23 protein-coding genes are annotated in these 25,804 nt (G+C 48.2%); 7 read left to right on the top strand and 16 right to left on the bottom strand.

Translation table 11 applies throughout. The annotated features are described in order from the left end of the window. Positions 1–60 precede the first annotated feature (60 nt). Positions 61–840: a substrate-binding periplasmic protein gene (locus ACNI29_RS11305; protein ID WP_419778479.1), complete on the top strand. Its 780-nt coding sequence runs from the start codon at positions 61–63 to the stop codon at positions 838–840. 84 nt (positions 841–924) lie between these two features. Beyond that, positions 925–2,817 (top strand): c-type heme family protein, encoded by a 1,893-nt coding sequence (locus ACNI29_RS11300; protein WP_419778478.1) that lies wholly within the window; start codon positions 925–927, stop codon positions 2,815–2,817. Between the two features lie 257 nt (positions 2,818–3,074). On the opposite strand, the gene glpK is transcribed toward ACNI29_RS11300, so the two are convergent. The 3 genes from glpK to ACNI29_RS11285 form a co-directional block, all read right to left on the bottom strand. After that, positions 3,075–4,562 carry a glycerol kinase GlpK gene (gene glpK / locus ACNI29_RS11295; protein WP_419778477.1) on the bottom strand — a complete coding sequence of 496 codons (1,488 nt, stop codon included), beginning with the start codon at positions 4,560–4,562 and terminating at the stop codon, positions 3,075–3,077. Positions 4,563–4,646: 84 nt separating this feature from the next. Continuing rightward, the gene (locus tag ACNI29_RS11290) at positions 4,647–5,354 is read right to left on the bottom strand and encodes an MIP/aquaporin family protein (RefSeq protein WP_419778476.1); all 708 of its coding nucleotides are present in this window, start codon (positions 5,352–5,354) and stop codon (positions 4,647–4,649) included. Between the two features lie 659 nt (positions 5,355–6,013). Next, on the bottom strand, positions 6,014–7,576 hold the full coding sequence (locus tag ACNI29_RS11285) for a glycerol-3-phosphate dehydrogenase/oxidase (protein WP_419778475.1): 1,563 nt from the start codon (positions 7,574–7,576) through the stop codon (positions 6,014–6,016). Positions 7,577–8,160: 584 nt separating this feature from the next. Here ACNI29_RS11285 and ACNI29_RS11280 point away from each other — a divergent pair. Continuing rightward, positions 8,161–9,000, top strand: a complete 840-nt coding sequence (locus tag ACNI29_RS11280; protein WP_426803761.1) for a DeoR/GlpR family DNA-binding transcription regulator — start codon at positions 8,161–8,163, stop codon at positions 8,998–9,000. Positions 9,001–9,105: 105 nt separating this feature from the next. Here ACNI29_RS11280 and ACNI29_RS11275 read toward each other — a convergent pair whose 3' ends face one another. Beyond that, positions 9,106–10,455 (bottom strand): radical SAM/SPASM family putative metalloenzyme maturase, encoded by a 1,350-nt coding sequence (locus ACNI29_RS11275; protein WP_419778474.1) that lies wholly within the window; start codon positions 10,453–10,455, stop codon positions 9,106–9,108. A gap of 235 nt (positions 10,456–10,690) precedes the next feature. Between ACNI29_RS11275 and ACNI29_RS11270 the strand changes: the two genes are divergently transcribed. Next, a complete protein-coding gene (locus ACNI29_RS11270) occupies positions 10,691–11,002 on the top strand; it encodes a TIGR03905 family TSCPD domain-containing protein (RefSeq protein ID WP_419778473.1) in 312 nt (103 codons plus the stop codon). An 83-nt stretch (positions 11,003–11,085) separates the two neighbouring features. On the opposite strand, the gene ACNI29_RS11265 is transcribed toward ACNI29_RS11270, so the two are convergent. The 3 genes from ACNI29_RS11265 to ACNI29_RS11255 all read right to left on the bottom strand — a co-directional run bounded on the left by ACNI29_RS11265 (position 11,086) and on the right by ACNI29_RS11255 (position 13,291). Beyond that, positions 11,086–12,195, bottom strand: coding sequence for a metal-dependent phosphohydrolase (locus tag ACNI29_RS11265; RefSeq protein ID WP_419778472.1), 1,110 nt, complete (start codon positions 12,193–12,195; stop codon positions 11,086–11,088). 139 nt (positions 12,196–12,334) lie between these two features. Beyond that, complete coding sequence (locus ACNI29_RS11260) at positions 12,335–12,520, bottom strand: hypothetical protein (protein WP_419778471.1); 186 nt, start codon at positions 12,518–12,520, stop codon at positions 12,335–12,337. Between the two features lie 204 nt (positions 12,521–12,724). Next, positions 12,725–13,291, bottom strand: a complete 567-nt coding sequence (locus ACNI29_RS11255; RefSeq protein WP_419782105.1) for a DsbA family oxidoreductase — start codon at positions 13,289–13,291, stop codon at positions 12,725–12,727. Positions 13,292–13,472: 181 nt separating this feature from the next. Here ACNI29_RS11255 and ACNI29_RS11250 point away from each other — a divergent pair, with 181 nt between their 5' ends. Further along, a complete protein-coding gene (locus ACNI29_RS11250) occupies positions 13,473–14,627 on the top strand; it encodes an iron-containing alcohol dehydrogenase (protein ID WP_419778470.1) in 1,155 nt (384 codons plus the stop codon). 142 nt (positions 14,628–14,769) lie between these two features. Here ACNI29_RS11250 and ACNI29_RS11245 read toward each other — a convergent pair whose 3' ends face one another. Continuing rightward, positions 14,770–15,378, bottom strand: coding sequence for an EF-hand domain-containing protein (locus ACNI29_RS11245; RefSeq protein WP_419778469.1), 609 nt, complete (start codon positions 15,376–15,378; stop codon positions 14,770–14,772). Positions 15,379–15,607: 229 nt separating this feature from the next. Between ACNI29_RS11245 and ACNI29_RS11240 the strand changes: the two genes are divergently transcribed. After that, the gene (locus tag ACNI29_RS11240) at positions 15,608–16,807 is read left to right on the top strand and encodes a hypothetical protein (protein WP_419778468.1); all 1,200 of its coding nucleotides are present in this window, start codon (positions 15,608–15,610) and stop codon (positions 16,805–16,807) included. Positions 16,808–16,876: 69 nt separating this feature from the next. On the opposite strand, the gene ACNI29_RS11235 is transcribed toward ACNI29_RS11240, so the two are convergent. The 8 genes from ACNI29_RS11235 to ACNI29_RS11200 all read right to left on the bottom strand — a co-directional run bounded on the left by ACNI29_RS11235 (position 16,877) and on the right by ACNI29_RS11200 (position 24,877). Further along, entirely contained in the window at positions 16,877–18,208 is a 1,332-nt protein-coding gene (locus tag ACNI29_RS11235) for a sigma-54-dependent transcriptional regulator (RefSeq protein ID WP_419778467.1), read from the bottom strand. After that, positions 18,208–19,698, bottom strand: a complete 1,491-nt coding sequence (locus ACNI29_RS11230; protein WP_419778466.1) for a PAS domain-containing sensor histidine kinase — start codon at positions 19,696–19,698, stop codon at positions 18,208–18,210. The genes ACNI29_RS11235 and ACNI29_RS11230 overlap by 1 nt, the downstream gene beginning before the upstream one ends. 164 nt (positions 19,699–19,862) lie before the next feature. Beyond that, entirely contained in the window at positions 19,863–20,549 is a 687-nt protein-coding gene (locus ACNI29_RS11225) for a hypothetical protein (RefSeq protein WP_419778465.1), read from the bottom strand. A gap of 1 nt (position 20,550) precedes the next feature. Further along, positions 20,551–21,831, bottom strand: a complete 1,281-nt coding sequence (locus tag ACNI29_RS11220) for a sulfite exporter TauE/SafE family protein (protein ID WP_419778464.1) — start codon at positions 21,829–21,831, stop codon at positions 20,551–20,553. Positions 21,832–21,847: 16 nt separating this feature from the next. Beyond that, positions 21,848–22,225 (bottom strand): response regulator, encoded by a 378-nt coding sequence (locus ACNI29_RS11215; RefSeq protein ID WP_419778463.1) that lies wholly within the window; start codon positions 22,223–22,225, stop codon positions 21,848–21,850. Next, a complete protein-coding gene (locus ACNI29_RS11210; RefSeq protein ID WP_419778462.1) occupies positions 22,197–22,613 on the bottom strand; it encodes a response regulator in 417 nt (138 codons plus the stop codon). Before ACNI29_RS11210 ends, ACNI29_RS11215 begins: the two co-directional genes overlap by 29 nt. A gap of 35 nt (positions 22,614–22,648) precedes the next feature. Then, positions 22,649–23,080 carry a response regulator gene (locus ACNI29_RS11205; RefSeq protein WP_419778461.1) on the bottom strand — a complete coding sequence of 144 codons (432 nt, stop codon included), beginning with the start codon at positions 23,078–23,080 and terminating at the stop codon, positions 22,649–22,651. A 3-nt stretch (positions 23,081–23,083) separates the two neighbouring features. Continuing rightward, positions 23,084–24,877, bottom strand: coding sequence for a sensor histidine kinase (locus ACNI29_RS11200; RefSeq protein WP_419778460.1), 1,794 nt, complete (start codon positions 24,875–24,877; stop codon positions 23,084–23,086). A 523-nt stretch (positions 24,878–25,400) separates the two neighbouring features. On the opposite strand from ACNI29_RS11200, the gene ACNI29_RS11195 reads away from it, so the two are divergent. Next, positions 25,401–25,793 (top strand): response regulator, encoded by a 393-nt coding sequence (locus ACNI29_RS11195; protein ID WP_419778459.1) that lies wholly within the window; start codon positions 25,401–25,403, stop codon positions 25,791–25,793. The last annotated feature ends 11 nt before the right edge of the window (positions 25,794–25,804 follow it).

Genomic DNA, 25,804 nt, shown 5'->3' with positions numbered 1-25,804 from the left:
ACGAGAATTTATATGAAACGGTATAACCCTATACTGACACTGACTTTAATTTTACTATCCTTGCTTGTATTTCAAAGCAGAACCTCATACGCAGATGATCATAAAGCAGCAATTACAGTACTCGGTATCGATGAAGCACCTAACAACTATGTAGATTCTGCCGGAAAGCTAACAGGAATAAGTGTTGACTTTATCAAAGCTATCATGGAGCGAACCGGAACAAATCAAGAGATACCCGTTTACCCGGCGACCAGAGCTATCAAGACAGCCGAATCCGTACCCGGGACAGTCACTTTCTCCTTAGCCAGAACCCCCGGACGGGAAAATAAATTCCATTGGATAAGCGTGGTAACAAGGCGAAAATGGTCTCTATTTTACTTGAAAAGCAAAAACATCAACCTGAAAAAATTTGAAGATGCCCGCCTCCACGGTATGATCGGCGTGCAGCGCGGAGCTATTCGCGAGAAGGTACTCCGCGAATCAGGTTTCGTAAATATAGACTCAACCAGAACCCACGCTCAGAATGTACTAAAGTTGCTCAACGGCAGAATTGATTTTGCCTTTGCCGACTCTGGAATATTTGCAATCGAATGCTCAAAAATGAATATTGATATCAATCAGTTCGAAAAATTTGAGTCTCCTTACAGCGTGGATACGTACATAGTCATGTCCAACAAAGGAACCCCTGCCCATCAGGTCGAGAAATGGATACAGGCTGCGCAAGACATTAAAAAGGAAGGCACTTTTAATCAAATAGCCCGCAAATGGCAGAAGAAGTACCTTAACGAATTCAACCTCTCCAGCAAATTAATTTCTAACAAGCACTTGGAAATCCACTAAACATTTTCAAACTCATTGTGGATGCTTCCCCCCTGATCTGATAAGATACAGCATTGCTATAAATCTTATACTCAGGGGATGGCCGTGAAGTATTACCACAATTTATTCCTCTTCGGGCTTCTTCTGGCTTGTGTATGGACCGCATCCATCTACCATTTCTACTCAGGTGTGATTCAGGCGGAAGAAGATAATATTTACCGGACAGCCTTAAGAGAAGCTGAAGTCGCTTTTGAAAAAGACCTGACTTATCGCCGCTGGGTAACTGGACTGGGCGGTCTTTATGCTGAAGTCTCCCCTACGCTGTCTCCTAACCGATATCTGAATGTTCCAAACCGCGATATCACCACAGAAGGCGGCAAAGAACTGACCATGATAAACCCCGCATACATGATGCGCATGGTCTATTCGATAATGGATAACAAAGCCGGATTACACGGCCACATAACCAGCCTTAATCCGATTCGTCCCGACAATATTCCCAGTGAATGGGAAAGAAAGGTTCTGACAACATTCATTGACAATCCTGCCGATTATCACAGCCTTGCCAAAGAAAACGGAAAGCCGGTCCTGCATTTCATGCGCCCGATGATTACCGAGAAAGGATGCCTGAAATGCCATGCTTCACAGGGATACAAAGTCGGAGAAATCCGAGGGGGGATAAGTGTAACTGTCCCAATGACCGGATACCAACAATATCTTGCCACATTTATAGACACAACCAATGCCTCATTCACAAGCATCTGGTCCGGCGGAATGCTCTTTCTGTTCATCGGTTTTTATTTTCTGGTCAGATATGACCGGGCCCGCAGCTGCGCGGAAAAAGAACTGCACAGAACGAAAAAATATCTTTCCAATATACTGAACTCCATGCCGTCAATTCTGGTCGGAGTTGACCCGGAAGGCAAAGTCACACATTGGAACACCGAAGCTGAAAAGTTCAGTAACCTGCCCTCCAGCTACGCCGTGGGCCGTCCGCTGGTTGAAACAATGCCCAAGTTGCAGAGTGAATTGGGCAAAGTTCTCGCGGCCATGAAAAACCGGACCATTGAAACCGACTCCATGGAAACACGGACCAACGGTGATATCACCCGCTACGACGACATCACTATTTTTCCGCTGGTAGCCAATGGGGTTCAGGGAGCTGTCATTCGCATTGATGATGTAACAGAGCGAATCAACCTTGAACAAATGATGATCCAATCCGAAAAAATGGTTTCAGTTGGAGGACTGGCAGCCGGAATGGCCCATGAAATCAACAACCCGCTGGCCGGGATACTGGGACATGCCCAGAACATGCAGAAAAGACTGCTAAGCGATATGAATACAAACAAAACAACCGCAGAAGAATGCGGAATTTCACTTGAGCAGTTACAGGAATACCTGCAGAAACGGAGCATCCCTTTGATGATCAACGGAATTCAGGAGTCTGGAAAGCGGGCAGCAGCAATCGTATCCAACATGCTTAATTTCAGTCGTAAAAGTGAACAAAAGACCAAACAACACAACCTTGCAATTCTTTTGGATCAAACAATAGAACTGGCGGCAAATGACTACAATCTCAAGAAGCATTACGACTTCAGAAAACTGGAAATAATACGTGAATATGCGGACGATTTACCACCTGTTATATGTGATGGAAATGAAATCCAGCAGGTATTTCTGAATATCCTGCGTAACGGTGCAGAAGCCATGACAGAGAAGGATTACACGCAAGGCAGGCCACAATTCATATGCCGCGCCAAAAAACAAAACAATATGGCTGTCATTGAGATTGAAGACAATGGACCGGGCATCAGCCATGATCGCAAGAATATGGTTTTCGACCCGTTCTACACCACAAAAAAGGTTGGTAAAGGAACCGGGCTCGGGCTTTCAGTCTCCTATTTCATCATCACAAACCAGCATGAAGGTATCATGGAAGTGGAATCCGTTCCCGGACAATGGACACGGTTCACAATTAAACTTCCCATTTCATAACCCCTCTACAACCGTCTTTTTCAAGAAAGTGCCCGATGCCAGGCGCAAAAAAAACACTGGAACCTCACGTATGCTTTGATACGGTTCGTTCCAGTGTTTTTTTGCAGCCACCGCAGGCGTAACATCTTGTAAGCTCGAAGAACTGGCTAACAATTCACATCACAGCAGACCGTGCTTTTTCAAAAAGCAGAAGGGCATCGCAAGCGATGCCCTTCTTATATACAGTGAGATACAGCGGTTAAGCTGCGTATGTTCTATTATTTAAAAGCCATGGTAGCTTCAACAGCTTTCTGCCAGCCTTCGTACAGCTTTGCAGCTTCTGCTTCTTCCATTTTGGGATCGAACTCACGGTCAACACCGAAGTTCTTTTTGATGTCGTTTTTGTCTTCCCAGAAACCAACTGCCAGACCTGCGAGGTAAGCAGCACCGAGAGCGGTGGTTTCGATGCAGAGAGGACGCTCAACGGGTACGCCGAGGAAGTCAGACTGAATCTGGAGCATCAGGTCGTTAGCAACTGCACCACCGTCAACGCGGAGTTTTGCCAGCTCGATGCCGGAGTCAGCTTCCATAGCGGAGAGAACGTCTTTGGTCTGGTAGCAGAGGGACTCAAGAGTAGCACGAACAAAGTGTTCCTTGGTGGTACCACGGGTCAGGCCGAATACTGCACCGCGAACTTCGGAGTTCCAGTAAGGAGCGCCGAGACCTACGAATGCAGGAACCATGTAAACACCGTCGGTGCCCTGAACACGGGTTGCGTAAAGCTCGGAGTCTTTAGCGTCACGGAACATTCTCATACCGTCGCGCAGCCACTGGATAGCGGAACCTGCTACGAAGATGGAACCTTCAAGAGCGTATTCAACTTTACCGTCAACACCCCATGCGATGGTGGTCAGCAGGCCGTTCTTGGAAGGAACTGCTTTTTCACCGGTGTTCATGAGCATGAAGCAACCGGTACCGTAGGTGTTTTTAGCCATACCTTCTTCGAAACAAGCCTGACCGAACAGAGCAGCCTGCTGGTCACCTGCCATACCGGAGATGGGGATTTCGAGGCCCTGGAACTTATCTTTGTGGGTGTTGCCGTATACTTCGGAAGAAGGTTTAACTTCGGGCAGCATGGAAGCAGGAACAGTCAGTGCTTCAAGGATTTCTTCGTCCCACTTGAGTTCGTGGATGTTGTACATCAGAGTACGGGAAGCGTTGGTGTAGTCAGTTACGTGAACTGCGCCGTCGGTGAGCTTCCATACCAGCCATGTGTCAATGGTACCGAAAAGGAGGTCGCCTGCTTCAGCTTTTTCACGAGCGCCTTCAACGTTGTCGAGGATCCATTTTACTTTGGTACCGGAGAAGTATGCGTCGATGAGCAGACCGGTCTTTTCACGAACAACGGGATCAAGACCTTTTTCTTTAAGGTCATTGCAGATGTCCATGGTCTGGCGGGACTGCCATACGATTGCGTTGTAAACAGGCTTACCGGTGTTCTTGTCCCAAACAACGGTGGTTTCACGCTGGTTGGTGATACCGATAGCTGCGATTTCTTCAGCAGAAACATCGGAGAGGGCTTCAGCTACTACGGACTGGACAGAAGACCAGATTTCCATAGCGTCGTGCTCAACCCAACCCGGGTTAGGAAAAATCTGGGTGAATTCTTTCTGGGTAACTTTCTGGATCTGGCCAGCTTTGTCGAAGATGATTGCACGGGAGCTGGTTGTACCCTGGTCAATTGAAAGTACGTATTTTTTAGCCATTTTTTAAATTCCCCTTTTGTAATCGGGGCGAAGAAAAACTTCGCCCCGTATTATCATTTAAGTTCTATCTATCAATCGTGAGACTTAGCCTATGAGAGCTTTGTAAGTCAGAGCTCCTGCAACACCACCGCAGATGGGTGCTACAACAGGAATCCAGGAGTATCCCCAGTCGCTGTCGCCTTTACCCGGGATGGGCAGGATAGCGTGAGCAATACGGGGACCGAGGTCACGAGCAGGGTTGATAGCGTAACCGGTGGGGCCACCAAGAGAGAGGCCGATGGATACGATGAAGAAACCGACGATCAGGGGGTTAAGACCCTGGGTGAATTCGTTGGCACCGATACCGAGGATGATGAATACCAGAAAGAAGGTACCGATAAATTCGCAGAGGAAGTTTTCGCTGGTGCAGCGAATAGCAGGGCCAGTGGAGAACACAGCCAGCTTAAGGCCGGCGTCCGCAGTGGGTTCCCAGTGGCATTTGTAGGTCAGGAAGCAGATAACAGCACCGATGAAAGCGCCGAGCATCTGGCCTGCGATGTAAAGGGGAACCAGACCCCAGGAAAAATAACCGCCGGCAGCAAGGCCGATGGTAACAGCAGGGTTGATGTGCGCACCGGAGTATTTACCGGCAACGTAGATTGCAAATGTTACTGCAAATCCCCAACCCATGGTGATAACAATCCAACCACCGTTCTGACCTTTGGATTTTTCAAGAAGGACGTTCGCAACTACGCCGCAACCGAAAAGGGTAAGAATCATTGTACCAATTACTTCGCCTAAGAAAGGACTCATAATCACTCCCACATCTCTTAAAGCAGTTAAAACACAAATTCGTTTCTTTTCGGAAACGAATACCACCTCGCGCTTGAGTAACTCTCACGCTTTTTCCATTTCCTATGGGTTAACACTATTTTGTAACAAATAAAAAATCAACCCCATAATGTTCAAAATCGAAAAGAAATTTTCACTTTAAGCTTTCGGTTTGGTAAAATTAGTTTGATATTAAACAGTTGCAACATCTATTTCCAAAACATTTTTTCTTTTCCGACACCTCCTTTTCCACAAATAAGGCGGTCTTTATGGCGCATAGCAACATATACCGCCATTTTACCTGAAACGAAAATGGCACCGTACTGTCAATACAAACGGGCACATGCACTCATTTGTACATACAAAGTGAACATCACAGTAAAGAAATTGAATTCGAATATACTCAATTTCCAAACCAGACACACTACTTTTTTGCACTTAAATGAAAAAAAAGAAGCCGTCGGCCCAGGCGACCGACGGCAAAGGGAAGTGGTGATGGGAGTAGGGAAGCCCCCCATCGTTCTTTGGAGAATATGCTGCACTGAAGACAGTGCGAAATATGTATATGCAACATTCCGGCTGGGTGCTGATGCAGTAGGGAGACATCAACACCCGGGCCGATAAAATCGCAAAATTATATATTAATCTACAATGTAATTCTTGGCCAGTTCCTGAAACTCTGCAATCTGTTCCTTAACCCACGCTTCATCTTTACCAAGCTCTTTTGCCATAATTTCAGCGGCTTTAGGGGCTACTTCATTGGCAGCTTTAGCATCGATGATCAGTGCTCTGGTTCTGCGGGACAATGCGTCGCCCACAGTCTGAGCCCATTCGTTGCGGGCAGCCCAGACAACTTCAAGCCAGGAATACGGCAGTCTTTCATGCATGCGGGCATCAAGTTCGGGGTACTCTTCAGCCAGAGCCATGATCTCTGCTGCTTCGCTACCGTAAACGTGCATGTGATCATTGTGGTCAAACTCTTCGGTGTAACCGTGGAGTTTAACGTTCTTGGTCACGCAGGGACGGAAAGGCAGGCTCCCCATCTGGATTGCGTTGTCGATGCAGTCTTCAGCCATGTGCCTGTAAGTGGTCCATTTACCACCGGCAATGGTCAACAACTTGTTGGGGGACACGGTCAGGTAGTGGTCTCTGGAGAGTGCGGAAGTGGATTCGGAATCGCCAGCTGCAATCAAGGGACGAATACCGGTGAATACACTGCGAACATCTGCACGGGTAGGAGCTTTAGCAAGATATCTTGCGGAATGCTCAACGAGGAAGTTGATTTCTTCTTCGAGAGGCTTCGGCTCCATACATACACCATCAAGAGCGGTGTCAGTAGTACCGACAACAACCTTGCCGTGCCAGGGCACGAAGAAAATTACGCGACCATCATCGGTTTTGGGAACCATGATACCGGTATCGCCACCAAGGAATTCACGGTCGATAACAATGTGGATACCCTGACTGGGAGCGATGAGCGGCTTGTGCTCGCCGTTGTCCATGTTCATGATATCATCAGTAAAAATACCGGTGGCGTTGATAACGGCCTTAGCTTTCAGCTCGTAAGTCTTACCGGAGAGCTTGTCTTCAGCTTTAACACCGCAGACATAACCGGTAGAATTCTTAACGAGATCAGTAACCTTGGTGTGGTTCATGGGGCAACCGCCCATGTCTGCCATGGTACGGGCAATGGTAAGAGCAAGACGGGCATCATCAAACTGACCGTCGTGGTATGTCACGCCGCCTTTAAGCTTCTTGGCAAGAACACCGGGAACTTCCTTCATCACAGATCCCTTGGAGTAGATCTGGGAGGGGCCGAAGCTGTATTTTCTGGCCAGCAAGTCATAGCACTTCAGGCCGATGCCGTAGTAGGGAAGGCCCCACCATTTGTAGTCGGGAACGATGAACTTCTGGTTGTAGCACATGTGCGGGGCATTCTGCTTGAGGATACCGCGCTCATACAGAGCTTCCATGACCAGAGAAATATTACCCTGCGCGAGATACCTGACACCGCCGTGAACCATCTTGGTACTACGGCTGGAAGTTGCCTCGGCAAAATCACCCTGCTCAAGAAGAAGTACAGAATAACCACGGGCAGCAGCATCAAGACCGGAACCGAGACCGGTAGCACCACCACCTATAATAATGAAGTCCCAAACCTTTGAGCTGTCTTCCATCTGTTGGACAAAATCAGAACGTTTCATGCAACACCCACTCTATAAACCGACCGCAATCGCCGGATAAAAATTGTAATGAACATATGAACCCGAATCATCAAAAACCAACCGTTGAAAACGGGTTCCTCCCACGCATCGTATTTCAATGCGAAACGCTGAAAATTTCGTTAGCCACCTCTTTCCGTTTCGCTTTTGAACAAAATGTGACATATTGAAAACAATATGACAAGAATTTATTTTCATTTTGGAAGACTTTTATATAAAAACAAAATAAAAACCAACCTTTACGATCAAAAATAAATTTTCGATTAGCGAATCAATTTTCAGCGTCGAAACACGAAAAAAGACGATTTAAGGCACTAATAAAACTCGGTTATGCTTCTTTATCATTCAAAAGTGAACAAATGAGCATTACGCAAAATCTGTATCGGCCAAAAATCACTTCTTTGCCTTGCGTGTGAGTGCGACTGCTGCTAAGAGTCACAATGAAGCGTAACAATTTTCATTTTACATGAAACGAATACCTTTGGGTAGAAAAACAACCAAAAATACCGAAGTCTCTCATTATATAAATAAAATTGTTCGGTGGCGAAAGGAAGGAGACGGTCATTTTGACTGAAAAACAAAAAAGAAAGAACAAAGGCATGAAATTCAACCTCGAGTCATTATCAAAAAGACAACGGGAAATCTTTAATATTGTTAATGAAAGAGGTTTCACTCCCATTGAATCCCTTGCACAGCATTTTGAGGTTACCCCCCAGACAATCAGAAGGGATATCAACAAACTCTGTAAGAATAATCTTTTACAGCGTTTTCATGGTGGAGCAGGCAGAGCCTCAAGTGTAGAGAATGTTGACTACAGCGCACGCCGCAACATCCTGCATCAGGAAAAAAGACTCATCGCTGAAATGGTTGCCAAACATATTCCCGAACATGCTTCCATGTTCATAAATATTGGAACAACAACCGAGGAAGTTGCAAAAGCCCTTGCCAACCACAAATCGCTGCGCATCATCACAAACAACCTCAATGTGGCCCAGACCATGAGCAATAATGATTGCGAAGTTATCGTGGCCGGAGGGATGGTCCGCCAGCGGGATAAAGGGATTACCGGGGAAGCCACTGTTGAATTCATCAAGCAGTTCAAAGTGGATTACGGTATCATCGGGGTTTCCGGCATAGATGAAGACGGCACGCTGCTCGACTACGACTACCACGAAGTCCGTGTCGCCCGCGAAATCATCAACAATGCCCGCAATATTTTTCTGGTCACCGACCACACCAAATTCAACCGTAACGCCATGGTCCGCATTGCCGATCTCGGCGAGATTGATGCTATATTCACAGACAAGAGACCGCCGCAGGTTTTTTGCGACCTGATGAAGAGTAAGGAAGTGGAACTTTATGTGACTGATCCAGATCCTGACCCTGATCCTGAAGAAGAACAGTAGCCCAGACTGCTGATACGCATCAGCTATATAACGAAAAAAACCTCACGTATGTTCGCATACGTGAGGTTCTTTTTTCCATTGAAATGTTCACTTAGCGCAAAGTGATCACATCAGACATTGCAAACCGCCCATGGCCCACGGACAATGCCCGCAGGGAACTTCCAAGCCAAGACAATCGCATTCAAACTCGTTGCTCCGTCCGATTATGTCGTCACAGGGAACCATGGGACAATTAGAACAGTAAGGATATTCGTATTCCAGCACATCAGTCCGAAAATATTGATACTCTGGAGATTTCCAGACCTCAGCTATATCGTCAGCAGCAAGGGTTCCGAATACTTTCTGGCGGAGGAGCTTTTCACTGCCATCCAGAAAACAAGTACAACTGTGCCAGAGAAACTGACAGGGCGAAACTTCACCTTTTGAGGTGATAAACGCTGTTCCATTTTCGAGAAATGAACAGCTCAGTTCATTTTCCGCCATCAAAGGCGGCAAGCGCAGGTCCACTTCAAGCTCGGCTGCCAGTTCTTTTGAGCGGGCATAGACTTCGCGCAACAGTTTAAACTCTTCCGATTGGCTGCGCTGGTCCCAGTCCGCAAGGCTACGCAGGTTGATCCAGATTCCACGCAGCTCAGCTTCGGCTCTCATTTCGCGTATGAGATCAAAGAGCTTTTCCCGCTTCATGCTCCTACCGGGATTCCAGACAAAACTGAAATAGTTCTCTAAATCCTGACCCCGTTCACGAGCTACACCCTTCCATTTGTCATAAAGCTCAACAGCGGTCCGGGTATTGGGATTAAACAAAGACTGTTCCTGCATGGATCTGTGAAAAGCCAGCACATGGGAACAGAGAACAAACTCAGCGCCCTGCTCCGCTGCCCAGCGGACTACATCAGGAAGCTGGGCATAGGTTTCGGACATGAGTACGAATTCCGCACCAAGACGAATTTTCCTGCTGCCCTTCTTTCCGGCTTCACGCAAAATTTTGAAAGTCCGGGCCAGCCTGTCAGTGCTGGACTGACCATGCAGTTCCCCGCCTGTCACCGAAGGATCGACCGAATCAACAGAAATACAAAAAGTATCCACTCCAGCCTCAACCAATTCCTGTGCCCTGTCCTCAGTAAAAAGCAAACCGTTGGTCTGAAAGCCGATGGAACCATGTTTCGGCATACGCTTCCGGGCAAAAGCTGCCATCGCTGCAAGATCAGGATGCAGCAGGGGTTCCCCGATACCGTTCAGAACCAGCTTTTCGCAATGCTCCAAGGCCGGCCCCAGCTTCTTGAAATCATCAAGACTCAAATCACTCTCTGAAATATCGCTTTCCGGAGCATACTTCACACACATGGAGCAATTCATATTGCACCGGGTGGTAACTTCCACCTGAAGTCTCGCCGGATATTCATTGAAAGCAAGCGGAAAAGTTTTCTGCAGACCGTCTGAAATTGATTTCAGCATGCCAAACATCCCTCTTAAAAAATAAGTTCAAATTTATTTTCTTTTTTTGCCAAACAGCAAAGCCATGAAATCCCACAATATGACCGAAAAGTCAAAAGACAAGCCGAAAATAAGGGGTGAAAAGCCCCTTGACCTGAACATCAATTTCATGATGAAAAACTTCCAGCACAATCAATTCAACACTATCCGCTCCATCCTGAGGTGGATATGACCTTAATCAAATACAGAGGAAAAAATGGAAAACATTACTCTTCAGCCGACTATGCTCAGCCCTCTGGGAGGAAGTGAAGCTCCCGCCGACAGTCAGGTTTTCACCCCTAAGGGAATCTGTGCCAAATTGATCCGGTTTAAAGTCGAAAACAACAGGATAACCTACCTGAACTTCACCGGAGGCTGCGACGGTAACCTCAAAGCCATCTCCGCCCTTGTGAAGGGTATGGAACTTGAGCAGATCATCAGCACTCTCGAAGGCATAACCTGCGGCAAGAAGAATACTTCCTGTGCTGACCAGCTCTGCAAGGCACTGCATGAATACATGGCCAGCTAAATAGATTTTTTCAATCTCACAAAAAACGGGGCTGTCGAATAATCTTCGACAGCCCCGTTTTTTATGTTTATGCGTAACCGGTGCTAAGCTTTCACGATGGAATGAACCTGCTTGCGCAGGGCTTCCTTACCGTCCTTCTGCATCAGACGGTAAAGAGTCATGATGGTCGCCTGACTGAAAACAGTATTGCGTAACGCATAGAATTTCCTGGATTGGAGATCTGCTTTATTAATACCGTAATCCTGCATGGCTATTTCTTCCATAGCCGGGATAAGCCACTTTGCAGCGGGAACAGTCAGAACCCAGTCATGGTCGCCGAGGTGAGTGACAAACGCTTCCATGCTGCGCTGAAGAGGGAGGGTCTTACCGTCTGCAGCGAGCAGACCGTATTCAACCGGATCAACATCAGCAATGATCGCTGCAGCCTTAAGCCAGCGAACCGGACCTTCTTCATCCTTGGAAAAACCGGGGTGGTTGTGGGCGCAGGCTTGAGCCACACAGACGTCAGCAGGCAGACCGCGAACAATGGATTCTGCTACACCGAGAACATGGTGCTCACCGGTTCCGGCAAGTTTGTTCTCATTTCGGCTGGAGCCGTCCTTCTGCCACTGGAAAACCCAGGGTTTATGCAAATCATGCAGAATCTGGGCAGCAACAATCACGTCACGGTCAAGGTTAAAGCCGTAAATTTTGTTATAGTTATCGTAAAGAGCCAGAGACATCTCAACGTTCAAGGCTGTGTGGGTTGCCAGCCCGCCGGGGTAACTGTGGTGGCTGGTGTAGCCGCTGCCGGGAGCGGTATAAAAAGGCTGGTTGGCTTTTTTTGCAGAGCCGTTTTCAGGCAGGAAGGCATCGTAGGAAACACCCTTGAGCCATCCGTTTTTATCCAGTTCTTTATAAACTTCTTTCTTGCGCCCGCTCACAACAGTCTCCAGTTTCGGGGCAGGGTTAGCGATAATTTCCTGAACCGCTTTGCGCAGTTTGGGATTCTTGATGCTGGCAGCCTGAGCCTGAATAAACTTCCATGACTCCATGACCGCACCGGAATTTTCAGCCATCTGCTGCGGGGTCAGCTTCATGCAATCTTCAAGTGTAAATTCAGTGTAAGAAGCCTCAGCCATTGCAGGCATTGCAGAAGCAGCCACAGCGGCTCCGGCAACAATACCCATCTTCAAAAATTCGCGTCTTTCCATAATATCAACTCCGTATATTCAGGTTTAATCCACCACCTCGACACGGAACTTATGCGCGAATATTATGACAAGAACATTACGATAAGTACTAGTTTAAATTACAATTTTGTGGCGACACAAACAATTCACAACCATATTTCTAAGAATGACCGCTGAACAAGGAACTCGCCCCCATCACATCGGGGATGGATGACTTGGGGAGCTTCTGGTAAGGATTTTCAGGTTCAAAATCGTAATACTCGATTGCAGAACATCCTGCATTCAGAAACATAAGCCCGACCAGAAATGATAAAGAGACAAAAGACAAAACAGATCTTAAAAACATTGAACTCTCTCCGAAAACGTTCTCTCCAAAATATCGACCCACCATAGACCTCCGAAATTACGGCTTCCATAAACGGGAGCTAGCAAATAATAAAAATCCAGTCAGTAGCCTTAATATTTCCTGAGTATACTAAATAAAAGGCCCGCCCAATGATTGAACGGACCTTTACACGTTGACTGTGAATCTATTGTGAACGAAGAACAGCTAATTCCGGTCCTGAAGTTTGCGGAAAATCTCCCGGAAGCTGTCCAGAGACGCCGCTCCGGTAACATTACCGTGTCCCTCAATTACAAATGTAGGTGCAGCATTTACGAAATTATCGCGCGCTTTTTGCGTGGTTTCCTTTAATTTATCCAGATAAACGCCCTGCTCCAAAGCCTGCGTAAAAGCATCTTCATCAAGCCCGCAGTTTCGGGCAGCTTCCAGCAGTACGTCCATTTCACCGATATTTTTACAATCAGTAAAAAAGGCTTTGAAAACCGCCTCGTGATACTCGTGGTAGCGTCCGTGCTCCTTGGCTAATTCTCCGCCCATAAGCGCCAGCCGGGAATTGCTCATCACTTCCTGAGGCCCAAATACAAGATCATAACGTTTTGCACGCTGGTTGATCTCTTCAAAGAAAAGAGCGGTATTCATGCCGGGAAAATATTCATCCAGCCGCACTCCCCCCGCCGGGGTTTCGGGATGGATTTCATAAGGCAGCCATTCATCTTCAATGGTTAATTCTCCGGCGAACTCCTGCTGTAATTTTTCGACAATACCTTTGCCGATGTAGCAGTAGGGTCAAATATAGTCTGAAAATATGGTAACTTTGATCGTTTTCATGGAATACCTCCGCAAGTTGTGTATCCAAAATCTAGCAAAGTACATGCTAAGATCAATCAGTATTTTGTATGATTCAAAGAAGCGAAAACAAATTGCAGACCCCAAAGTGCTGCGGTAATCTCTGCCCATGAATTTTCAATTTTCCACCGCACCAAAAATCGTCTTCGGCCCGGAGAGCGCGCACTCCATCCCAGAACATGCAGCAGCAATGGGCAAAAATATCTGCCTTGTGACCGGAAAGTCACAGCAAAGAATTCAATGGCTCATTGATGCCTTGCAGCAAAAAGTGTCTTCCCTGCACACCATACCCATTTCAGGGGAACCGGATACGGAACTTATCTCCGCCCATGCAGCCGAAGCCCGCGCAAAAGGCTGCGATGTGGTCGTCGCCATAGGCGGAGGCAGTGTTCTTGATGCAGGCAAAGCCATTGCCGCGCTGATCCCCAACACACGGGATATTCTGGATTATCTGGAAGTTGTAGGCAAAGGCATGCCTCTCACGGAAAAACCCCTGCCGCTCATCGCCGCACCGACGACCTCCGGCACAGGATCTGAAGTAACATCCAACGCAGTGCTGCTCTCTTCCGAACACAGGGTCAAAGTCAGCCTGCGCTCGACTGATATGATCCCGGATATTGCGGTGGCTGATCCGCTACTGACCCTGTCCGCTCCCCCGGCAGTGACTGCCGCCACCGGGCTGGATGCCCTGACCCAGCTCATGGAATCTTTTGTCTCCCGCTTTGCATCCCCCATGACAGATGCGCTCTGCCGAGAAGGTTTGAAACATGGTGCAAAATCAATGTTCCCGGCTTATGAAGACGGACAGGATGTTGAAGCCCGCACAGGCATGGCGTTGGCAAGCCTCTTTTCCGGCATAACCCTCGCCAACGCCAAGCTTGGTGCTGTCCACGGTTTCGCCGCTCCGCTTGGTGGTGAATTCAAAGCACCGCATGGAGCGGTCTGCGCCGCACTGCTTCCTTATGTAATGGAAATAAACATCCGCGCCCTGAAGGAACGCGATCCGCAGAATCCGGCCCTAGCTGCATACGATGAAATCGCACAGATTCTGACCGCAGACAGTACAGCCCAAGCCGCAGACGGCATTGAATGGGTTAAAGATATTTGCCGGAAAATGAACATTCCCGGACTTGGTGAGATTGGAGTGGCTGAAAAAGATTTCAAATCCCTTGCCGCCAAAGCCGCACAGGCCAGCAGCATGAGAGGAAATCCCATCGAGCTGACCGGATCAGAACTGCTGGAAATTTTGAAGAAGGCTCTATAATTTATTTATGTAAAAAACAGAAAAGGCTTACCCTATTCAAGGTAAGCCTTTTTCTACATCCATGTTCACGACATATTTCCTTGCTTTGAATTAATACGCCGGGACCGTGAATCCATTCACAGCCTTAAACCATGATGCCGAATTATACACTGGAACCAAGCAGACTGGATGATGAGTAATTTGCGGACTGATCCTGATAGGCACGCATAGCCATGCGTTGCATTATGGACTGCCCGGACTGACCTTCTTCGTTTGCGCTCTGCTGATTCTGATCCCCCCTGCGACCAACTATATCTTCCAGCGAGGTTTCTCCGCTGGCAAAAGCCTGCTGCATTTCATCCAGAGTTACAACGCCGTCTTTGTTGTAGTCGAACTCATCATATTCTTCCTCGGACTCATCGTTGGAAGAACTCTCTTCCGTACCGCTGGCAGACTTTCCGCCACCCATTGCCACAGAAATGCTGCCCATTGCGGCCTTCATTTCCTGCATCTTTTCCACATCAGCAACAAGCTCTTCCTGAGAAAGATAGCCGTCACCGTCGGAATCAATCTTATTAAAATGATCTTCTTTGAAATTAGCTTCTGAAGAACTCAGCAGCCCGTCACCGTCGCTGTCCTGATCGCCGATGATGGAATCGACAAAATCTTCCGTGGAATCAAAATCCTCGGGCCGTTTCTTTTGATTCATCTGGCTCAGTTGATCTGAAAACAAACCACTAACCGATGAACCGCCAATGCCGGAAATGCTCATAATTATTCCTCCTGATCAATTTCACTGAGAGGCAATTCTTGCCTATTCCTGTGTCTGATCAGGATTTCAGCAACTATAAGACCGTATTACATTAAGAAATCTTAACATTTCATCAAATATACCAAAGAACATTCTCCAGAAAAGAAACATCGCTCAGCAATTGCCAAAAAGCATTCCTGCAAGCTATAATAAAATCCCCCAGAACTATATTTACCGCAGGAGGCGAGCCGTGCCTAAAATCAAACAGACATTTTTATACGTCATGCTGACAGTTATTTTTCTGCTTTCCGCTGTTCACAGCGCTACGGCATACGGTGATGCTGATTTCTGGATACAAACACCCAACGAATGGACCGAAAATACAGAAGATTTATCTGACGATCTCAAAAAGCAGGTTATATCCCCGGACCGCAACGCTTTTATCGAAGTCTACGCCGCATCAGGCAATAATCCCGGCCTGCAGGCCATTGCGGACGGCATGGAGCAGGCGATTCTCAACCGGGGTGGAGCATATTTTCAAAACAGAATCTCCAGCCGGAGTATAACGCAGGATAACCACCCGGCAATATTTAGGGAGTACAGTTCTTTTTACAACGGTAACAAGCTGCATGCCTACGCTATCTATGCCTATGCCAAAGGCGGCGCGGTCGTTGCTATCGGAGTATATGCCGAGGCTTTAGCCAGCAGCTATCAAAACCTCGTCTATGAATGTTTGAACAGCCTGCGCTTTTCACCTCCCCCGGGAATGGGCAGCGATCCTTATGGCGGATCACAAGGAGATCCCTACGTTGTTAATGGAAACGGATGTGATAAAATAGTTGGTAAATGGCGCTGGTTCACCGGCTCACAAGCAGAATTTTATGCAGGTGGAGGTATGCCCGGTAACGGCAACAGCTGGCAATGCATCGATCCCGCGCGCGGAGTGGTCAAGGTCATCTGGAGCAACGGCAAATGGATAGACACCCTGACCATATCTAATGACGGCAGCCGTATTGACGGCCAGAATCAGGTCGGCAACAGGGTATGGGGCACAAAGATTTCAGGCCCCCCGCAACAGTCTCAACAGGTGCAGACTCCGCAGCAGGTGCAGACTCCGCAACAGCCTAAACCGAAGATGAATTACGCCAAAAGGGTCCGCGGCAACCTCGCCGCCAGTTGGCGGCTGGCCCACGGCAGCCTCAAAGCCGGGACATCGGATAGCAGGGGCGAATGGGAACTAAGCACAGTTTCGGGCACAACCCTGCGCTTCAGCGATCCATACAAAGGAGGAAAGCAGAGTTACCGGGTTGTCATCATGACCAAAAATGGACAGAAAGTAGACGAAAAAGTCGTCGGCATGTCCGAAGACATAACTGTCAGCCCCGGTATTTATAAAATTCGCGTTTTTGCGGAACAGGGATATGCCGGCTGGCGTTGTGAATGGAATTAATTAAAAAAGTCCGCCGGATTCATGACAATGATTCCGGCGGACAGAATATATTTTATTTCAGGTATGGGCTTAGGACCCTTCCATACGTTTAAGCTTTTCACGCAGGGTCTTGCGATTGATACCCAAAATTTCAGCTGCTCTGGTTTTGTTATTCTTGGCCATGGCAAGCACATTCTTGATGTGCTCTTTTTCTATGTCCGCAAGGGTACGGTCAATCCTGCCTTCCATCGGCAGGCTGAAACGCATGTTATCGGGAAGGTCGGTCACCTCAATAGGATCATGATCCACGATGACCACCAGCCGCTGAATCAGGTTTTCCAACTCACGCACGTTTCCGGGCCATGAGTAGTTGCGCAGGGCCTGCAAAGCTTCATCGGTCATGCGCGGTGTAGACCGCTGCATGGACTTTGAAAAACGGTCCAGAAAACTGCTGATCATAATCAAAATATCATCACCACGCTCGGCAAGGGACGGAACAGGAATGTCGACCACGTTCAAACGGTAGTAAAGATCTTCACGGAAGGAACCGTCATCCACCAGCCGCTTCAGGTTCTTATGCGTGGCAGCCAGAATACGGGTATCCACCGTATTGACCACGCTTGAACCGACCTTGCAGAATTCCTTTGATTGCAGGATACGCAAAAGCTTGGCCTGCATATTTGGGCTGGCATCACCAATCTCATCAAGGAAAATTGTTCCGCCGTTGGCAATCTCAAAAAATCCGGCCCGCGCTTCCTTGGCTCCGGTAAAAGCTCCCTTCACATGACCGAAAAGCTCGCTTTCCACCAGAGAGTCAGGGATGGCAGCGCAGTTCACGGGCACAAAAGGAGCGGCCCGGCGGTCACTGTGATAGTGCACGGCCCTTGCCACCAATTCTTTACCAGTTCCTGAATCACCGGAAATGAGCACATTGGCATTGGTCGCCGCGGCCTTTCCGATTCTCCTGAATACAAGCTGCATCAAGGGTGAATTGCCATAAATACCGTAATTCTCAGCCGGGACCTCGGCAGGCTCAACAGCCTTACGCCGCTTGACCCGCTCCATAATGCGTTCCATAGCCGAAAGAAGTTCTTCGGCTGTAAACGGCTTGGGCAGGTATTCCCCGGCTCCGTCTTTGATCGCCTCAACAGCGCCGGAAATGGATGGATATCCGGTAATCATCATAATTTCGATATCGCGGTGGTTCTCCCGCACATGGCGGATCAGGTCCAACCCTGAAGCCTGCGGCATTTTAAAATCAGTGATGACAACATCTATTTCATACTCTTCAAGCAACGGAAGGGCTTCATCAACACGCAAAGCAGTCAACACCTCGTAACCGCTTGATTCAAGGTTCCTCTTAAGCACTTCAAGAGTGCTCTTACTATCATCTACTGCCAGAATCTTAATTTTTCCACTCATCAGTCATCCGTTGAATTCTTCTGCTGGCAGGGAAGCACTATCTCAAAACATGTTCCCTCACCAAGTTCACTGTGAACCTGAATAAATCCTTTGTGTGCCTTTACAATACCAAGCACAACAGAAAGCCCCAGTCCGGTCCCCTGATCCACATCCTTAGTAGTGAAAAAGGGATTAAAAATCTGCTTGAGTTCCGCTTCAGGAATTCCCGGACCATTGTCTTCAACTATAATATAAGCATCGCTCTTGTCACTCAGGGTTTTAATAGTCAGTTTTCCCCCGCCCTCCATTGCCTGAATAGCATTGGCCGCGAGATTGACTATTACCTGCTTTATATGCTGCGGGTCTGCCGCAACCAACGGCAGATCATCTTCAAAATCGCACTGAACATCAATCTGATGCCGCTTGGCCGCTGTCTCGGTGATGCGCAGGGCCTCGGTAATTGTCTCATTGATATTAGTCGGGATTAATTGCGGCGGCAACTGCCTGCTGAAAAACATCAGTTTCTTGATGATTTCCCGCGCATGCAACGAAGAATCAACAATATTCCCCAAATCCATACGAACCTGCTCCTCCAGTCCCGGAGTCTGCAAGGCAAGCTGGGCATAACCGAGAATATTGGAAAGCGGTTCGTTGATTTCATGGGCCACCCCGGCAGAAAACTGCCCGATTTTAGCCAGCCTGTCCGCCTGCCGAAGCTGCTGTTCCAATTCCTTTTTAGCAGACTTGATTTCTTTTTTAGCTACAATAATGGCTATCTGCTGGGCAGCAGTCATGAGCAGGTCTTTTTCATCATCGATAAATACCGATCGATTATAATTTTCCGGCACTTCAACAGCTACGGTGATGGTTCCGCGAATATCCCGGTGGGCATCTACGGCCTCAACCAGAAAATTATCGGTCTTGCGGTAGCCCGGTGTCTCCCAACTGAGATTACCGATACGCAGCCTGACATGGGTTTTCTCCGGCCTCTGGAACCCGGAAGGCATCAGCTGAACGATGCGTTCCATGGTTTCTTTCATGTTCAGATCCAGATCACTGCCGAGTTTGGAAATTTCAAAAAGACAGTTCAACTCCTTGTTGCGTTCAATTAGTGTAAACCGCTCATACAGCAGACCCTTCTGGCGCATCATATGACTGGTTACATCCTGACCGACGCAAAGAATGCTGACCACATTGGACTTGGAATCTGTAAGCTGCTTGATATTCCAATCTATATATATCTTGCTGCCGCCGCGGGTACGAATATACCCGGAAATTTTTGAAATCCTGCTTTTTTTAGCCCTATTGAAAACATCTCTGCGGGCATCTTCGCGCTCATCTCTGACTACGAAGGTTTCAAACCAGTCCTTTCCGGCCAACTCCTTCATTGAATAGCCGGTGAGATCTTCCAAACGGGCATTGCCGTGGATGATTTCTCCATTCAAATCCAATGTAACCACGATGCCGTGGCTCAGTTGCATTATGGTGTCGTAATATTCCTGAAGATTCATTGTAATCCCCTCATCTTTAAAAGGATAAGGTGAAATCAGGTCCGAGTAAACCGTTTCTGCAGCATAAACTTGCGCAAGGCAACCACGATCCTAAAAATTAAGTATACGGCCCGGCACTGGAGGCAACCGGGCCGTATACGTTATATTGAGATCCGGCTATTACATCAATGTCCTAGATTGAGTCCCCATCCTTCGAAAACGAAGAGGATGGCAAAGCCGTACCACAAAGTGTAGACCACATAGAATACCAGCGAGAAGATGACCAACCACAGTTCATCCATGATATTCAAGGGTTCAATTTCATAATAGTTGTATGCTGTTTCCACGCCCTTCTTCATGACGGATGAAGCTACCTTGGCAACCTTAAACTCACTCTGGTCATTAAGAGCCTTTTCCATCAGGCCGAGGCTGGTCCACCAGTTAAAGGTGGCCCGGCGCGGTTCTATATCGTACTTGCCGGTAACTTCTCCGCCCTTGTTGTGATACATAAGATCTGCATCATCAAGACAACTATCCAGAATGGTCCCGATGGAACCCTTTACTTCCAGATCTTTACCGCTCAGAGAGACCTGTACCCCGGCAGAGCTGAACAGCTTTTCAGACTGTTCGGCCTGCACTGCGGTGGAGTAAGTAAGCTTGAAGTTGACTTCCTTATCCCCGATAGATTTCACATTTTCACGCAGGTCAGGGATATAGTTAACTGAGCCTTTGGAGATTGAGTTGTACATGGCATCAAGATAGGCCATGGAATTCTTACCGTCGAACAGAGGCTGGAACATAACAACCAGCACAGCAAAAAAGAGAACTAGTAAGGCCAAACCGCCGGTAAATTCTTTCTTATTGACGATCATCTTAACGTGCCTCCTCAACCTTGAGATTCCTGATATTCACTAGGAAAGTCCCGATAACCCAGACGGAGAAACCGCCGATAACTACAAAGAATGCCCAGATGCCGATGGTATCCAATATGCTGCCCATGGCCGGAGAGATAGGCAGGTAGCCCATTTCACCAAGCTTTCCGGGCAGGGCAAATATACGGTTTACAAATCCGGCCAGAACCGCCATGGCGTAGAAGCCGCGGATGGTGATGCCGGGAACAACCTTGGTCACCAACGCGCCGATCTGGATACCCAGCAGGGAACCGAGCAGCATACCCATAGCCAGAGTGTAAAAGATAAAACCGTAAATTGCGTACTGGCTGATAGATGCGAATCCGGCCGTGAACACGATCTGGAAAATATCAGTTCCAACTGTGGTCATGGAAGAAACGCCGAGTACGTATACAAAGATGGGGAAGGTCAGAAAGCCACCGCCTACCCCCATAATACCGGCGGCAAGACCGACCAGCGCGCCGGAGAGCACGAGGAATACCCATGAAATCTGGCGTCCGCCAGGGACGAGGTCATGGTCGAACTTGACCATGGGCGGGAAGTTTACTCCCTGCAGGGACTTGGAGAGCGCACCAAGCTCAGCACCTTCACCGCCACCGTGGGCATCACCGCCCATGCCGGACTTGCGAGCTTTAAGGTAGTCCAACATGGCATAAGAGCCGAGGAAACCGAGCATGAGGGAGTACACGGTAGTGATGAATGCATCCGAAAGAACCGGATTAATTTCGTAAAGCACACGGTTGATAATACCGCCCGCTGTTGCGCCTAGAATGGCCCCGATCAGGAAAACCACCGCCAGCGGCACGGAAACATTACCCATCTTACGGTGGATAACACTACCCATAATCGCCTTGGCGAAGATGTGGAAAAGGTCGGTACCAACGGCCAGAATACCCTTGATCCCGGCACTCATAAGTGCAGGCGCAATGATAAAACCACCCCCCGCCCCGATACAGCCGGTAATCAATCCGGCACCGAGACCGATGGCGATGGAAACCATAAAGATTCCAAAACTGTAAAATGCAGGACTGTAGGACTTTTTACCGCCGAGCAGATCCGGAAGAATCGGAGCGATATCGTCGGCAAAAGCGATACCCCCAAGAATTACAGGAATCAGCATCAGCCCGAGAAGCATCCTAAGTCTCTTGCTACCCATAATCGCCTTGGCATTGTCTATTTCCCAGCGGGCCATATATCCGGCCCCGGCCATCATAAACTTACCCCATTGATTAAAAAAATTCATGATTATCCTCGCGTTGTCATTTGTTGTTGTATTGTAAGACTGCATCCTTGAGCTTGTGGACAATCTCATCCACATCGGCCGGTTTCAGGAGGTAATCACAAGCCCCCATGGCCAGACTGGAAACCACTATGTCCGATTCAGCATGGGCCGTGAGCATCACAACCGCGATCTCGGGATACTGTCTCTTTATTTCTCCAAGCAGCTGAACTCCGTCCCTGCCGGGCATCTTTATGTCCAGCAGCACCACGTCTACCGGGTGTTCCTTCAAGGCTTCAACAGCCTCATCGGCCCCGCCGGCCGTGCCGACTTCAAGTCCCCTTCTTTCCAACCTGAGGGAAAGAACACGGGAAAATTCAACTTCATCATCAACCAGAAGTACTTTTATCTTTTCCATGGTCCACCTCCTTACGGATGGATGCCTGCTGCACTTTTTCAAGCAGCAGACTGAACTCGACCGGTTTGGAAAGATAGTCCGCAACTCCCAGCCTAATACTTTCCGTCGCGGCTTTTTCGCAGCCATGCCCGGTGAGCATCAGAACCGGAAGATCCGGGTCCAGCATTTTGAAAACTTTTAAAATCTCTATCCCATCCATTCCTTCGAGTTTGAGATCGAGCAGGGCAACATCGAATTGCTTTTCACGAAGCATCCGCACCGCGTCCTCGCCACGGTAAGCGGTTTCGACGTGAATACCCCGCCGCTCCAGACGTTTACGCAAAACTTCAGCAAAGCCGACCTCATCGTCGACTATTAGAAGTTTTATCTGCTTATCGTTGCTGGTCATGTTCAAACCCTCAGTTCCGGTTTAACCCGTACAGATCAGGCCATACGGTGGGTAATATCATCGATGCGGGCCTGCACTTCTTCGTCGGCGTGGGAACGATACAGTTCCACGGCCTTACGCAGCTTTTCCGCAAGTTCATCAATGTTGCACGGCTTCATCAGGTAATCGAAAGCACCATTCTGCATACCATCGATGGCAGACTCGACTGTGGCATGCCCGGTAAGCATGATCACTTCCACGATAGGGAAATCACGCTTGATGTCGCGCAACACTCCCAGACCGTCCTTGCCCGGCATCTTCATATCCAGAATAACAACTTCGATTTCGTGATGCTCAGCAAGCATCTGCATGGCCTGTTCTCCGTCATATGCCTTGTGGACAGTCAGATTTCTTCTGGCCAGTCTCTTGGACATAGCGTCAACAAAACCTTCCTCATCATCAACGAATAGAATAGTAGCATCCATCATGGTTTACTCCTCCTTTTCAACGTCGTGTTCGGCTTCAGCTGCGGGCAAAGGCAACCGGATATTGAACCGGGCACCGTGTCCCACTGCACTTTCAACATCAATCTCACCACCCATTTGGTGAATAAGTCCAAAGCAGATGGAAAGCCCCAGCCCGCTTCCCTTGCCCACCGGCTTGGTGGTAAAAAAGGGATCGAAGATTCTGCCTAAGTTAGCGGCAGGAATTCCGGGACCAGTATCCGCTACGGAAATATATGCTTCTTCGCCTTCAGCCCAGCAGGTTACGCTCAGAGTTCCACCCTCAGCTTCCATGGCCTGAACGGCATTATTGAAAAGATTAAGAAAAACCTGTTGTAATTCGGATTCGGACACACATACCGGAGGCATTTTCCGGTCAAGATTCAGAGCAAGATTGACCTGTGCATACCGGGCCTGCTGCATGGAGATTTCAATTACGTCCTCGATAAGGTCCGGCAAGGATACTTCCGCCACCCTCGAATCCGTCTTGCGTGCGAAGCTGAGCAGCTTGTGGGTAATATCCTTGCAACGTCCGCCCTGAGTACGAACCTGCTCCAACGCACGGGTGATTTCGTTGTACGAGGCCATTTCCTTGCCCTCATCTTCCAACAAGTCACTCACCCACCCGGCTTCTTCGATCATAATCGCCACCGGGTTGTTGATTTCATGGGCAATTCCTGCTGCCAACTCACCAATGGAAGCCAGCTTCCCGGTCTCCACCATCTGGCGGTTCATCATTTCATTTTCGTCATCAATAAATTCGATATGTGAAACCAGTTTGCGGGAAAGATAGAGTGCCATGGCAATTATCGCCAAGCCACCGGAAAGAAAAATGGCGAGAGTAAAAAGTTCACTGCGGATCATGGCCGAGAAGGCATCGGAAATATTCTGCTGATAGACCAGCTTCCACTCCCCGTCCTTAAGCAGAGAAGAAACAGTTACATACTTTTCACCGTCGCTGCCCTCGGAAAGCTGGATGGTAACACCTTGCTCATGCTCGGGCTTCTGGATAGTTTCATAAGGGGTCAGCACCAGACCACGGTTACGGTTGGCCTGTGGTCTTGTCTGAAAAACGCCATTCATATTAAGGATGTAAGCATATCCTGTTTCACCGATGTGTACATTCTCCACCAGATTTGAAAAGGCGAGAAAATCTATGGTCGCACGCAAGGTCCAAGGCTTACCGTCCTTGTTCTTGCTATTGATAGTGGTGATAAAATGCGGTGACTGGCGCAGCCCCAAGAAGACATCGCTGATCCCGGTACTCTTGTTGCGGGAGCTTATGTACCAGTCCGCCTTGGAGTAATCAGCGCCCAGCAGATCGAAAGGCCCGGCATATGCAACCTGCAACCCGTTCTCATCGATAATTCCGAGGTCGACAAAGATGCGTCCGTACTGCTGCTGCATTCCCTTCAGGGTCTGTTCAAGAATCCGGGAATCACTGAGCTGCTCATAAGTAAACACCCGGCTGAGATATTGGACCTCGGCCAGCTTCTCACTCAAAAAATTGTTTACATTGTCAGTCTGCTTATCGACCACCTCAGCAAGGTGAGCATAAACCTTGGCCCGGTAAATGGACCTAAACTGGTCAAAGATAAGACCGCCCACAAGAATCAGCGGGGCAAGGGACACCGTTATCACTGTCAACGTGATTTTCCGGGAAAGCTTGTCGTATGTGTTCTTGGCTTCGGTCTGCATAGCTGCACCACTCTCGGTTTCAATAATTTCAGATCCGCAGGGTTTGCGGCCCTCTTGAAACACATTGAGCAAATGGTGTGCCACTTTGAACAGTTCGCGGCAATTTTCACAAACCTCACAAAACACTATAACATACTGTTTTTAAACGAATATCATCAACACATTCTGAATAGACCTATTAGTAATGAAGAGAGCACCCTCCATCCGGAGTTAGACACAATCTCACGCCGAAACAAAGCAAATAGGGGCACATTGCCCCGGTGGGTAAAAACACCCCACAAATCATTTTTAATACATTTCTGACCAGACTGTGCGCTTTTTCACAATTATTGATGACTCAACACACTGCTGGAGGTACAAAACGCCCCGATTCACCCTCTCCAAACATCCGCTACCTGAACTTCCAAGCCTGAAAAAACTTAATTACTCTACCGATCCTGCTCATAAAATTCTTGCCACCAAGCACAAAAAAACACGCAAACCCCTAAGTTAAATAACTAAACATACGAAGAGGTTCATTTCGAACTTAAGACTCAGTGAATGATTCTCACAGTTTGGCATGCTCATTGTAACTACCGGATTAAAGCCAAGGAGAAGGAGGAAGATTATGAAAAATATTCGAATACTCCTCATAGATGACGAAAAAGGCTTTTCTTCAGTGCTGGCCAAAAGGCTGACCCGAAGGGGAGTTGAAGTAGTCACCGCCGAAGACGGCGCAGAAGGACTGCTTAAACTGGATACTGAAATTTACCAGGTAGTGGTTCTGGATATGAAAATGCCCGGCATAAACGGACTGCAGGTTTTAAAAACCATCAAGCACCGTCACCCGAGCGTGGAAGTAATTCTGCTGACAGGCAATGCAGATATGGATAGTGCCCTTTCCGCAATGAACGCCGGGGCGTTTGATTTCATGCTCAAGCCTGCGAACACCGAGATTCTGACCCACAGGATTTACGATGCAGCCAAAAACGGGCTCATCACTATGGATAAAACGGGCTGAACAAACCAAAA

The organism is Maridesulfovibrio spiralis (SeqCode) (genome assembly GCF_048571135.1).
GTDB lineage: Bacteria > Desulfobacterota > Desulfovibrionia > Desulfovibrionales > Desulfovibrionaceae > Maridesulfovibrio > Maridesulfovibrio spiralis.
Note: the sequence above shows the minus strand (reverse complement) of the source record. Positions and strands in the feature narration are given on the sequence as shown.